The organism is uncultured Jatrophihabitans sp. (genome assembly GCF_964252635.1).
Taxonomy (GTDB): domain Bacteria; phylum Actinomycetota; class Actinomycetes; order Mycobacteriales; family Jatrophihabitantaceae; genus Jatrophihabitans.
Genome location: NZ_CAXUNP010000028.1, coordinates 36,763 through 48,494, shown reverse-complemented (window position 1 = coordinate 48,494; position 11,732 = coordinate 36,763). Strand labels below are relative to the sequence as shown.

Genomic DNA, 11,732 nt, shown 5'->3' with positions numbered 1-11,732 from the left:
GTCAGTCACCCTTCACGTTGACGATCTGGCGCAGGGTGTGCACCACCTCCACCAGGTCCTTCGCGTCCTGCATGACGACGTCGATCGGCTTGTAGGCCTCCGGGTGCTCGTCGAGGAACGCGCTCGAGTTGCCCCAGGCGATGCCCGCCATCCGCTCGTCGAGGTCGGCCCGTGTGAACCGCTTCCGGGCCGCGGAGCGCGAGAAGTTACGTCCCGCTCCGTGCGGCGACGAGCACAGCGACCCGACGTGCCCCTTGCCGCGGACGACGTAGGACAGGTCGCCCATCGACCCGGGGATGAGGCCCGGTACGCCCTCGTGCGCGTCGATTGCCCCCTTGCGCGACAGCCAGACCTCGCGGCCGAAATGCGTCTCGCGCTCGGTGTAGTTGTGGTGGCAGTTGACCTCCTCCAGCCGCTGCACCGGCTCGCCCTGCCACGCCGACAGGCAGTCGACGACGCGCTGCATCATCTCCTCGCGGTTGAGCAGCGCGAACCGCTGCGCCCACCGCAGCGCGCCGATGTAGGACCAGAACTCCCGGTCGCCCTCGACCAGGTACGCGAGGTCGGGGTCGGTCAGCCGGATCCACCGCTTGGCGCACTGCTGCTGGGCGATCTTGATGTGCTTCTGCGCGAGCTTGTTGCCGACCCCGCGCGAGCCGGAGTGCAGGAACAGCCACACGGCGTCGTCCTCGTCGAGGCTGACCTCGATGAAGTGGTTGCCCGAACCCAGCGAACCGAGCTGCAGGCGCCACGCCGGCGCGATCGCGTCGGCCTGGTCGATGCCGTCCAGGGCCTCGAGCTGGGCCACGCGCGGCTGCGCGGTCGCCGCCACGTCGGTGTTGTAGTGCCCGGCCGACAGCGGCACCGCCGCCGAGATCGCGGCGTGCAGATCGGTGAGATCCCCGGTCAGGTCGGCGCGCCGGAACTGGGTGCGGACGGCCATCATGCCGCAGCCGATGTCGACCCCCACGGCGGCCGGGATGATCGCACCGTCGGTGGGGATGACGCTGCCGACGGTCGCACCCTTGCCCAGGTGGGCGTCGGGCATCAGCGCCAGGTGCGGCCGCACGAACGGCATGCTCGCGGTGCGCTCGGCCTGGGCCCGGGTGTCGTCCTCGAGGATGGACGCGAAGTTGGCGAGGCGGGTGGTGGACATGTCGTCCATCGTCCGTGGCCCGACAACCGAGTTCGCGATCACCGGAGCGGGGCAGTGGAGTCCGGAACGTCCGGTTTGCGGGCGTGACGCAGGTCGCCCGGGCCCGTGACATCCGACGAACCAAGGTCGACGCTGATATTGTCTACCAGACGCATCGACATACCGGAGTCGGTCGACAATCGCGAAAGCAGGCACGATGACCCTGACGCTGTCCCGGGCGCGCCGCACCGGCGCTGCGCTCGCCGCTTTGCTCGTTGCCGTTGCGGGCGTCACGGCCTGCTCGAGCTCGTCCGCCAAGCAGATACGCTTGGTCGAGTACTCGGTGCCCAAGCCCGCCTACGACGCGCTGTCCAAGGCGTTCGTGAAGACCTCGGCCGGCAAGGGCGTGAAGTTCCGCGCCTCCTACGGCCCGAGCGGCACCCAGAGCAAGGCCGTGCTTGCCGGCCAGAAGGCCGATTACGTCGGCTTCTCGGTCACCCCCGACCTGACCAAGCTGGTACCCGGCAAGGTCGACGAGAACTGGGACAGCGGCCCCACCAAGGGCATCGTGTCCGACTCGGTCGTCGTCATCGTCGTGCGCAAGGGCAACCCGCTCGGCATCAAGGGCTGGGACGATCTCGTGAAGCCGGGAGTCAAGATCGTCACGCCCAGCCCGGCGTCGTCGGGGTCGGCGAAGTGGAACATCCTCGCCGCGTGGTCGCACATCACCGCGCAGGGCGGGACCGAGTCGCAGGCCACCGCCTACCTCAAGCAGTTCTACAGCCACGTGGTCAGCAAGACCGCGAGTGGTGCGGTGGCGACCCAGCAGTTCACCAGCGGCACCGGCAACGTGCTGATCTCCTACGAGAACGAGGCGATCACGGCCCGCGCGAAGGGTGCGAACGTCGACTACATCGTCCCGGACCAGTCGGTGCTCATCCAGAACCCGGCGGCCGTCACGAAGAAGGCGTCGGCGCCGGCGAAGAAGTTCCTGGCCTTCGCCGAGAGCACCAAGGGTCAGCAGATCTTCGCGAGCACGGGGTTCCGGCCGGTCGTCTCCGGCGTCCAGGTCGGCACCGTCAAGGGCGCCAACGACCCGAGCAACCCGTTCCCGACGGTGCCCAAGCTGACGACCGTGACGCAGCTCGGCGGCTGGAAGAGCGTGAACGACAAGTTCTTCGGGCCGAGCGGCATCGACACCAAGATCGAGGGCTCCGGCTGACGTGACCCTCGCCCCACAGCTCGAACCGGTGCCGGCCGCCCCCGACGAGGGGACGGCCGGTGCCCGCGTCCGCCGCGGGCGCGGGCGCGGTGAGCGTCAACGGTCCGGCCTGGCCCTGGGCAGGATCTCGGGCGTCTCGCTCGGCGTGGTCACGCTGTGGATCTCGCTGCTCGTCCTGCTGCCGCTGGCCGCCGTGGTGGGCAAGGCGTTCGGCTCGGGCTGGTCGGACTTCACGGACGCGATCACCTCGTCGGCCACCGCGTCGGCGCTGAAGTTGACGCTCGGCCTCGCAGCGGCCGTAGCCGTCGTCAACGCGGTCATGGGCACCCTGGTGGCCTGGGTACTGGTGCGCGAACGCTTCCGCGGGGCCGGCCTGCTCGAGACCGTCATCGACATCCCGTTCGCGTTGCCGACCGTGGTGGCCGGCATCGTGGTGCTCGCCCTCTACGGCCAGAACAGTCCCGTCGGCGTCACCCTCTACGGCGAGCGCGCGGGCCTCGTCGTGGCCCTGCTGTTCGTCACGCTGCCGTTCACCGTGCGCACGGTGCAGCCGGTGCTGCTCGACCTCGACCGCGACGCCGAGCAGGCCGCCGCGTCGCTCGGTGCGTCGCCGGTGGTCGTGTTCCGCCGCATCGTGCTGCCGCAGATCCTGCCGGCCGCGGCGTCGGGGGCGGCACTGTCGTTCGCACGGGCCATCGGTGAGTACGGCTCGCTCGTGTTCATCTCCAGCGGCTTGAAGGGCAACAAGGTCGCCTCGTTCATCATCTACGGGCAATTGCAGAACGCAGACACGCCGGGCGCCGCCACCCGGCAAGCCGCCGCCATCGCCTTCGTGCTCCTGCTCGCCAGCGCCGTCGTGCTGATCCTGCTCGATCTCGTGCAACGCCGGGTGGCTCGCCGTGGCTGACGCCCCGGCGACCGCGTCCGTCGCCGTCCGGCCCTCGGCACCACGTGCGCCCTCGACTCGTCCTACCCCCACCGCCGCGGGCCTGGGGCTGCGGACGTTGGCGGTGCTCTACGTCGGTCTGCTCGTCCTCGTCCCGGTGGCGGTGCTCTGCTACAAGGCGTTCGAGCCGGGGCTGGGCGCCTTCTTCGACGTGCTCGAGGACCCGGACACCCAGCACGCCTTCCAGGTGACGGTCGTGGTCGCAGCCAGCGCCGTGGTCATCAACACGGTGCTGGGCATCGGGCTCGGCATCCTGCTGGCCCGCTACCGGTTCCCCGGCAAGCGGTTGCTGGACGCGCTGGTCGACCTGCCGATTGCGGTGTCCCCGATCGTCGTGGGTCTCGCGCTCCTGCTCGTCTACGGGCCCAGCGGCTGGTTCGCCTCCGTCGTCGGCACCGACTTCGCGAGTGCGAAACCCGGGTTGATCCTGGCCACCGCGTTCGTGTCGCTGCCGCTCGTGGTTCGCGCGGTCGTCCCGGTGCTGGCCCAGGCCGGGCTCGAGCAGGAGCAGGCCGCAGCCTCCCTCGGCGCCAACGCCCTGGTGCGGTTCCGGCGCATCACTCTGCCCGCGATCCGCGTCGCCCTGAGCTACGGCATCGTGCTGTGCATCGCCCGCTGCGTGGGGGAGTACGGCGCCGTCCTGGTGCTGTCCAACGGCGGCATCGCCGGGGAGAACGAGACCGCCGCGACCCGCGTCGGCAACTACATCGACGCCGACCAGGACCTGCCGAGCGCCTACGCCGTCGCGTTCGTGCTGATGCTCATAGCCATCGCTGCGATCCTGGTGGCCGCGTTGATCCGCAGACGGGGAAGGACCACCTGATGGGCATCGAGATCCAGGGGATCGGCAAGCGCTTCGGCGACTTCGTGGCCCTCGACGACATCAACCTCTCCGTCCGGTCCGGCACGCTCACCGCGCTGCTCGGCCCGAGCGGCGGCGGGAAGTCGACGCTGCTGCGCATCGTGGCCGGTCTCGAGAAGGCCGACGAGGGCAGCGTGCTCATCGACGGCGACGACGCGACGACCGTGCCGCCCCGTCACCGCGACGTCGGGTTCGTCTTCCAGCACTACGCCGCGTTCACCCACCTGTCGGTGTTCAAGAACATCGCGTTCGGGCTCGAGATCCGCAAGCGCCCGAAGGACGAGATCAGGAAGCGCGTCAACGACCTGCTCGAACTCGTCCACCTCGAGCAGTTCGCCGACCGCCTGCCCGCCCAGCTCTCGGGTGGTCAGCGTCAGCGCATGGCCCTGGCCCGGGCGCTGGCGGTCGAGCCCAAGGTGCTGCTGCTCGACGAACCGTTCGGCGCGTTGGACGCGAAGGTGCGCAAGGAGCTGCGCGACTGGCTGCGGCGCCTGCACGACGAGGTGCACGTGACCACCGTGTTCGTCACGCACGACCAGGAGGAGGCCCTCGAGGTCTCGGACGAGATCGTGGTCATCAACGCCGGCCGCATCGAGCAGGTCGGCTCACCGGACGACCTCTACGACAAGCCGGCCAACGACTTCGTCATGTCCTTCCTCGGGCCGGTCACGACGCTGGGTGGCCGCCTGGTGCGCCCGCACGACATCGAGATCTTCACCTCCGAACGGCCCGACGCCGTGGCGGCACGGGTGACCAGGCTGCAGCGGGTCGGCTTCGAGGTCCGCGTCGAGCTCGCCGCGGGTCAGGAGAAGGACGCAACCTGGGTGCAGCTGACACGCGGGCAGAGCGAATCCCTGGGCCTGGCCGAGGGCACGCCGGTGTGGCTGGCGGTGTCGGCCGACAGCACCACGCTGGCCGCGCCGCGCTGACCCGCGCGGCGGTGCCGGCCCGTGAACTCAGCGATGCGAGGATGACGGCGTGCAGATCTCGGCGAAGACCGACTACGCGGTACGGGCCCTGCTGAGTCTCGCCGCGCGCGAGCCGAACCTCGTCAAGATCGACACGGTGGTCACCGAGCAGGGCATGCCACGCAAGTTCGTCGAGGCGATCCTGGGCGAGCTCCGGCGTGCGGGTCTGGTCCGCAGCCAACGCGGGGCCGAGGGCGGCTATGCCCTGGCCCGCCCGGCCGCCGAGATCGCCCTCGGGTCGGTGATGCGTGCGGTCGACGGCCCGCTGGCCGAGGTGCGCGGCCTGCGCCCGCACGAGACCACCTACGCGGGTGTGGCCGAGCACCTGCCCGAGGTGTGGGTGGCGGTGCGGTCGGCGTTGCGCCAGGTCCTGGACGAGACGACCCTGGCGCAGGTGCTCACCGGTGAGTTGCCCGCCCACGTACGCCTCCTGAACGAGGCCCCGGACGCCTGGCTCCCACGCTGACGTGAGGCCGGTTTCGGCGTACCGTCTGTGATCACCCGGCCGCCCGAGACGCGCGGCCGCGAGCGGAAGAGGACGGCGATGGGCGACATCGGACCCCGCACGGTGCGCTTCGAGGTGCTGCCGACGCGCGCCCCCTCAGCACCAGTCGCCGAGCCCGTCGCCGAGGTCGAGGCGCCCGCCGCACCCGTCGACCTCACCTGGGACCTCACCACTGACCTCACCAGGGACCGCACCCCGGACGTGCGGACCGGCGCGTCCCGCCGCTGATGCAGCCGTTCGCCGGCGCCGAGCCCCTCGTGGGCGAGGTCGTCGCGTTACGCACCTTCCGGGTCGAGGAGTCCGGCCTGTTGCTGCCGTTGTACTCGGAGCAGAGCTGGACGAGCGAGCAGAACACCGCGACGTGCACCCTTGGCAACCACCAGGCGCCCGCCGACAACTGCGACTGCGGCTTCTACGCCTACGGCAGCCCACGCGCGGCGGCGCAGAACCGCGGCATGCGCTACGTGCAGGCGGTGGTGTCCTGCTGGGGCGGGGTGGTCGCCGGCACGCAGGGTGTCCGCGCGCAGCACGCGCGGATCGACGGGTTGTGGCTGCACCCCGAGGCGCCGCCCTGGCTGCGCAAGCGGGTGGCCGCCCGGTACCCCTCGACGCGCCTGTACGACACCGTCGACGCCCTGCTCACCGCCCACCCGCTGTCGGTGCTGCCGAGCTACACCCCCGTCGGCCCGCGCGACCGCCGCCCGCAGCTGGCCGCCGGGATCGCGGGGTCCGCCGGCCTCGCGCTGGGCGCCCTTCCGCTCGACGTCCTGCGCGGCAGCGCGGTCCTGTGGGCGTGCTGGCTGGCCGCGGTCGGCCTCGTCGGTGCCGCCACGCTGTGGTGCTGCCTGGGCGCCCGCTTTCCCGGCCGCCTGGTGGCCGCCGGGATCGCCTTCGCCCTGACCGCCTGGCTCGTCGCCCCGCTGTTCGGCCTGGCCGGGTGGTTGCTGCGTCTGCCGGTCCTACGCGGCGCGCTCGTGGCCGTCGGCAGCTTCCTGCTGACGCTGCGTCCGCACTACTTCCCGGTCGTCACCCCGAAACGCGAACGCGTGTACTACACCGCCCGGGCCTGAGCCAGGCGCAGGACGGGGTCCGTAGGATCGCGGGATGACCTCTCGCCGACCGCTGCGTCGTGCCGCGACGCAACGTCTCGAGCACGCCACCGGGGGCGGTGTCCTCAACCGCACCACGCTGCCCGGTGGCCTGCGGATCGTCACCGAGGCCATGCCCGGCGTCCGCAGCGCCAGCGTCGGTGTCTGGGTGCCGGTCGGGTCACGTGACGAGTCGACGTCGCTGGCCGGTACGAGCCACTTCCTCGAACACCTGCTGTTCAAGGCCACGACATCGCGCAGCGGGGTCGACATCGCACGCGCCATGGACGCGGTGGGCGGCGAGTTCAACGCGTTCACCGAGAAGGAGCACACCTGCTACTACGCCACGGTGCTGGACCGCGACCTCGACGTCGCGATCGACATCGTGAGCGACGTGGTGCTCAACGCGACCATCGCCGCCCAGGACGTCGACGTCGAGCGCGGCGTCGTGCTCGAGGAGATCTCGATGCGCGACGACGACCCGAGCGACCTCGTCCACGACGAGTTCTCCACCGCCCTGTTCGGTGACGTGCCGCTCGGCCGCCCGGTGCTCGGCACGGAGGAGTCCATCGCCAGGCTCACGCGGCGCCAGGTGCACGGGTACTACCGGCGTCGCTACACGCCGGACGCGATGGTCGTGGCGGTGGCCGGCAACGTCGAGCACGGCGACGTCGTCCGCCTGGTCCGCCGGGCCTTCGCCGACCGCCTCGACCCGGACGACGTGCCGCAGCCGGTACGGCCGAGCGGTGACGAGCCGTCGTTCGTGCCCGACCGTGCGGTCCGGGTGGTCGACGACGACACCGAGCAGGCCAACCTCGTCCTCGGGACGCACGGGCTGTCCCGCCACGACCCGCGGCGCTGGGCGCTCGGCGTGGCGTCAGCGGCGCTGGGCGGCGGGATGAGCTCGCGACTGTTCCAGCGGGTGCGCGAGGAGCGCGGGCTGGCGTACTCGGTGTACTCCTTCACCAGCGCCTACGCCGACGCCGGCCAGTTCGCCGTCTACGCCGGCTGCCAGCCGGGCAAGGCCGACGAGGTGCTGTCGATCATGTGCGAGGAGCTCGACGCCGTGGCCGCCGGTGCGCTGGGGGCCGACGAGATCGAGCGCGGCAAGGGGCAGATGCGGGGCGGGATCGTCCTGGGCCTCGAGGACGCCGGCTCGAGGATGACCCGGATCGGCAAGAGCGAGATCGCCTACGGCGACATCATCGGGCTCGACCAGGTGCTCGACCACATCGACCGGGTCACCCCCGACGACGTCGCCGAGGTCGCCGGGCTCGTCCTGTCCCGACCACGCTGCCTGACCGTGGTGGGCCCGTTCGGCGAACACGACTTCGACGGCGCAGTCTAGGGAGCATGATCATGACCGAACCGATCCGCGTCGGTGTCCTCGGAGCCCGAGGACGCATGGGTCAGCAGGTGTGCCGGGCGGTCGACGACGCCGGCGACCTCGACCTGGTCGCCATGGTGGACGCCGGTGACTGGCTGTTCAGCGTCGCCGACGCCGACTCGCAGGTGCTCGTCGACTTCACCCATCCCGACGTCGTCATGGACAACATCCGCTTCGCCATAGACCAGGGGATCCACGCTGTCGTCGGGACCACCGGCTTCACGCAGGAACGGCTCGACACCATCCGTACCTGGTTGAAGGACACCCCCGAGCTCGGCGTGCTGGTCGCGCCCAACTTCGGGATCGGCGCGGTCCTGTCCATGCGGTTCGCGCAGCAGGCGGCCCGCTTCTTCGACAGCGCCGAGGTCGTCGAGCTGCACCACCCCGGCAAGGTGGACGCGCCGAGCGGTACCGCGGTGCGCACGGCCCAGGTCATCGCGCAGGCCCGTCGTGACGCCGGGAAGGACGCCGCCCCCGACGCGACCACCCAGGCCCTGGACGGCGCCCGCGGCGCCGACGTCGAAGGCGTGCACGTGCACGCGCTGCGGGTGTCCGGCATGGTCGCGCACCAAGAAATCGTCTTCGGCGCCGAGGGTGAGACCCTGACGATCCGTCACGACTCGCTCGACCGGGTGTCGTTCATGCCCGGCGTGCTGCTGGCGGTCCGCCAGGTCGGCACCCGCCCCGGGCTCACGGTCGGACTGGACCCGCTGCTCGAGCTGTAGGTGCTGCCCGACCTGCTGGGTACCGGTGTCCGCGTGGTCCTCGCCGGGACGATCGCCGCCTGGCACCGCGCCGAGCGCGTCCACTACTACGACGGCCCGGGCAACAAGTTCTGGGTGCTGTTGCACGCGTCCGGGCTCGTCCCCGAACTGCTCGACCCGAGCGAGGACGAACGGGTGCTCGAGTTCGGGATCGGGCTCACCGACCTCGTCCGGGTCCGCCGCTCGGAACCGGGCGAGCCGCCGCAGTTCGACCGCACCGCCTTCGAGCGGCGCATCCGCGCCGCCCGTCCGCAGGCGGTGGCCTTTGTCAGCAAGACGGCGGCGAACTCCTACGCCCGCTGCGCCGGGCTGCGCCTGGTGCGCGACTACGGGTCGCCGTCGTGGACGGTGGCGGGCACACCCGCGTTCGTGTTGCCCGGGCCGTCGGGTGCGAACAACGGCATGTCGCTGCCGTTGCGTACGGCGTTGTGGGCCGATCTCCTGGACTTCCTGGACACGCTGGGCTGAGCCACGGCCCCGCAACGTCTGCCCGACGTCCGGTCAGTCGTGGCCGACGTGGGTGTCGAGCCACGTCACCAGCGGCGCCATGGCCCGCCAGGCCTTGGCGATCTCGGAGCGCGCCTGCGGCGTGCTCAGCCAGTCCGGCGCGCCGAGGTCCTTCGACGCGGTCAGCGTCTTGTGTCGCAGCAGCTCCGCGCGCGGATGCTCGCGGTCGAAGCCGCTCGGCACACGCGTCAGCTGCTCGCCGCCGATCTCGTAGCCCTTGCGGCGCAGCGAGGCCACCACCTTGGCCAGCTGCGGCCCGGCGATGTCGTCGTCCACGCCGCGGCGCAGCCGCGCCACCTGCGTCGAGGACATCTGCCAGTAGCCCGCGGCCAGGAACAACCCGGGCGCCCCCACGTGCAGGTAGTTCGACGTCTCGCCGAACCACGCCCCCTGATGGGTCTTGTACGGGGTCTTGTCCTTGCTGAACCGCACGTCGCGGTACGGACGGAAGAACTTGAAGGTGCCGAACCGCGGGCCGAGCTCCTCGGCGAGGGCCAGCAGCGGGGCCTTCACGTGCTCGTCGTAGACGGGCTTGTGCTCGGCCCAGAACGCCTTCGAGTTGTCGTTCTCGAGGTCCTCGTAGAAGTCGAGAGCGGCCAGGGGGATGCCGACGAAGCTCACCCCGACAGGGTAGGTGCCCGATCGGGCGGCGGGCTCGACCAGGTCAGGCGGCGGGCTCGACCAGCGAGGTGTGCAGCCGGATCTCGCGCAGCTCCCCCGCGCCGGTGTCCAGCGCGCGCACGACACCGTCCGGCGCCCAGCCGGTCGAGAGCAGGAACTCGCGGGTCGGGGTGTCGCCCTCGGGGATCCACGCCACGGCGCGGGTCATGCCGTCCTGGCGCGCGAGGTCGACGGTGGCCGCGAGCAGCCGCGAACCGTGGCCGCGGCGCCCCCAGCGCGGCTCGACGAGCACGGGCCCGACGGCGACCGTGGTGTCGGTGTCCTCGTCGTCGGGCTCGAACTCGTCGGCGGGCCCGAAGGCCACAAAGCCGACACGCCACTGCTGCTCCATGGCCACGAGCACGCGGTGACGCGAGGTCGGCGGGGCCGTGATCGCCTCCGTCCACGACGCCTCGGCCGCGGCGAGCGAGAGACCGGCCAGCACGGCCTCGGGCAGGATGTCGCCGTAGGCCGTGCGCCAGGTGTCGATCTGGATCCGTGCGATCTCGCTCGCGTCGCCGGCCGTGGCCGGGCGGACGCTGACGTCTGCCATGTCCCGACCCTAACGACCGGGACTCACCGTGCCGGGGCGGGCTCCTCGGCGACGTCCGGCGCCTCACGCAGGGCCAAGTGTGCGAAGTGCGCCGCCACCGCCACCACGATGCCGATGCCGACCAGGATCAGCCCCACCGCCGTGTAGTGATCGGTGCCCAGCTTGGTCACCAGGACGACGACACCCACGACGACGGACGTGGCGCCCGACCAGGTGGTGAATCGTCGCCCGAACCGGCCGCCGTACAGGGCCACCAGGGCACCGATCACGGTCAGGGCCGCGCCGGTGCCGAGCTGACCGAAGTCGGTCGCGGCCAGCGAGATGCCGCTCGCCGTGGTGACGAAGGCCGGGAACAGCAGCGCGACGGCGACCCCGCCCCGGTCGGTCCGGTCGAGCAGCGCAGCGAGGGCGTAGTAGACCAGCCCGAACACGAGGGTCAGCGTGGCGACCGTCCCGCGGTGGGTGTCCGGCGCACCGCCACCGCCCAGCCCGCCGGATACCGCGGAGAAACCGACACGGAAGGCCCCGTCGCCCGACGCCTTGATGGCGATGTAGCTGGGCAGCGCCAGGGCGGAAGCGGCAAGGTAGACCGCTCGGCCGCGTGCACCCGGAACGCCGAGGTAGGTGGCCAGCCAGACCCCGATGGAGATCAGGTAGACCGCGTCGACGTTCACGGGGAACGCTCCGCTGCGGACCGCGCCGGCGATGTCGAGGAACGCGAAACCGAGAGCCAGAGGGACACCGAACGCCGACGCCACCGTGCCGGCGGTGGCCAGCGGCCCATGGCGTCGGAGTACGAGCACCGCGTAACCCGCCAGCGCGAGTGCCAGGAAGACCCCGAAGCCGAGAAAGCGTCGGCCCTCGCCGTGGACCGACGTGGTGCCTTCGCCGTCCCCCGAGTCGAACGAGATCCCGAAATCATGGGCGAGGTAGCCGACCGCCCAGATGAACGCGCCGACGAGCGCGAGAGCGGCGCCCGCGCCGGCCAGTGCCGGCCCGAACCGCGCGTCGGGACGGCGGCGGGTGCGGGCCCCCAGCAAGCCGCCGAGGGTGACCGGCGGACGCGCCGGAGGCTGCTGCCCGTAGGGCGGTTGCGCGTAGGGAGGCTGTTGCCCGTAGGGAGGCTGCTGCCCGT

The 11,732-nt window shown here is 71.4% G+C and carries 13 protein-coding genes and 1 pseudogene; 10 read left to right on the top strand and 4 right to left on the bottom strand.

The annotated features are described in order from the left end of the window. Position 1 precedes the first annotated feature (1 nt). Positions 2–1,156, bottom strand: a complete 1,155-nt coding sequence (locus ACFFCA_RS13285) for an RtcB family protein (RefSeq protein WP_375485542.1) — start codon at positions 1,154–1,156, stop codon at positions 2–4. A gap of 196 nt (positions 1,157–1,352) precedes the next feature. Between ACFFCA_RS13285 and ACFFCA_RS13280 the strand changes: the two genes are divergently transcribed. From ACFFCA_RS13280 to ACFFCA_RS13235, 10 genes are all read left to right on the top strand, one after another. Next, positions 1,353–2,357, top strand: coding sequence for an extracellular solute-binding protein (locus ACFFCA_RS13280; RefSeq protein WP_375485540.1), 1,005 nt, complete (start codon positions 1,353–1,355; stop codon positions 2,355–2,357). Between the two features lies 1 nt (position 2,358). Then, entirely contained in the window at positions 2,359–3,264 is a 906-nt protein-coding gene (locus tag ACFFCA_RS13275; RefSeq protein WP_375485538.1) for an ABC transporter permease, read from the top strand. Next, positions 3,257–4,126, top strand: a complete 870-nt coding sequence (locus ACFFCA_RS13270; protein ID WP_375485536.1) for an ABC transporter permease subunit — start codon at positions 3,257–3,259, stop codon at positions 4,124–4,126. Before ACFFCA_RS13275 ends, ACFFCA_RS13270 begins: the two co-directional genes overlap by 8 nt. Beyond that, positions 4,126–5,094 carry a sulfate/molybdate ABC transporter ATP-binding protein gene (locus ACFFCA_RS13265; RefSeq protein ID WP_375485534.1) on the top strand — a complete coding sequence of 323 codons (969 nt, stop codon included), beginning with the start codon at positions 4,126–4,128 and terminating at the stop codon, positions 5,092–5,094. The genes ACFFCA_RS13270 and ACFFCA_RS13265 overlap by 1 nt, the downstream gene beginning before the upstream one ends. A gap of 49 nt (positions 5,095–5,143) precedes the next feature. Next, on the top strand, positions 5,144–5,599 hold the full coding sequence (locus ACFFCA_RS13260; protein WP_375485532.1) for an RrF2 family transcriptional regulator: 456 nt from the start codon (positions 5,144–5,146) through the stop codon (positions 5,597–5,599). A gap of 78 nt (positions 5,600–5,677) precedes the next feature. Next, a complete protein-coding gene (locus ACFFCA_RS13255) occupies positions 5,678–5,866 on the top strand; it encodes a hypothetical protein (protein WP_375485530.1) in 189 nt (62 codons plus the stop codon). Continuing rightward, positions 5,866–6,708, top strand: coding sequence for a hypothetical protein (locus tag ACFFCA_RS13250; RefSeq protein ID WP_375485529.1), 843 nt, complete (start codon positions 5,866–5,868; stop codon positions 6,706–6,708). Before ACFFCA_RS13255 ends, ACFFCA_RS13250 begins: the two co-directional genes overlap by 1 nt. Before the next feature lie 34 nt (positions 6,709–6,742). Further along, complete coding sequence (locus ACFFCA_RS13245; RefSeq protein WP_375485527.1) at positions 6,743–8,074, top strand: M16 family metallopeptidase; 1,332 nt, start codon at positions 6,743–6,745, stop codon at positions 8,072–8,074. Positions 8,075–8,079: 5 nt separating this feature from the next. After that, the gene (gene dapB / locus ACFFCA_RS13240; RefSeq protein WP_375485525.1) at positions 8,080–8,838 is read left to right on the top strand and encodes a 4-hydroxy-tetrahydrodipicolinate reductase; all 759 of its coding nucleotides are present in this window, start codon (positions 8,080–8,082) and stop codon (positions 8,836–8,838) included. Then, positions 8,839–9,345, top strand: coding sequence for a mismatch-specific DNA-glycosylase (locus ACFFCA_RS13235; protein WP_375485523.1), 507 nt, complete (start codon positions 8,839–8,841; stop codon positions 9,343–9,345). A 33-nt stretch (positions 9,346–9,378) separates the two neighbouring features. Here ACFFCA_RS13235 and ACFFCA_RS13230 read toward each other — a convergent pair whose 3' ends face one another. The 3 genes and pseudogenes from ACFFCA_RS13230 to ACFFCA_RS13220 form a co-directional block, all read right to left on the bottom strand. Continuing rightward, positions 9,379–10,005 (bottom strand): DUF2461 domain-containing protein, encoded by a 627-nt coding sequence (locus ACFFCA_RS13230; protein ID WP_375485521.1) that lies wholly within the window; start codon positions 10,003–10,005, stop codon positions 9,379–9,381. Between the two features lie 43 nt (positions 10,006–10,048). Then, entirely contained in the window at positions 10,049–10,597 is a 549-nt protein-coding gene (locus ACFFCA_RS13225) for a GNAT family N-acetyltransferase (RefSeq protein ID WP_375485519.1), read from the bottom strand. Between the two features lie 23 nt (positions 10,598–10,620). Then, positions 10,621–11,732 (bottom strand): annotated as a pseudogene (locus tag ACFFCA_RS13220) (hypothetical protein); the annotation flags it as partial.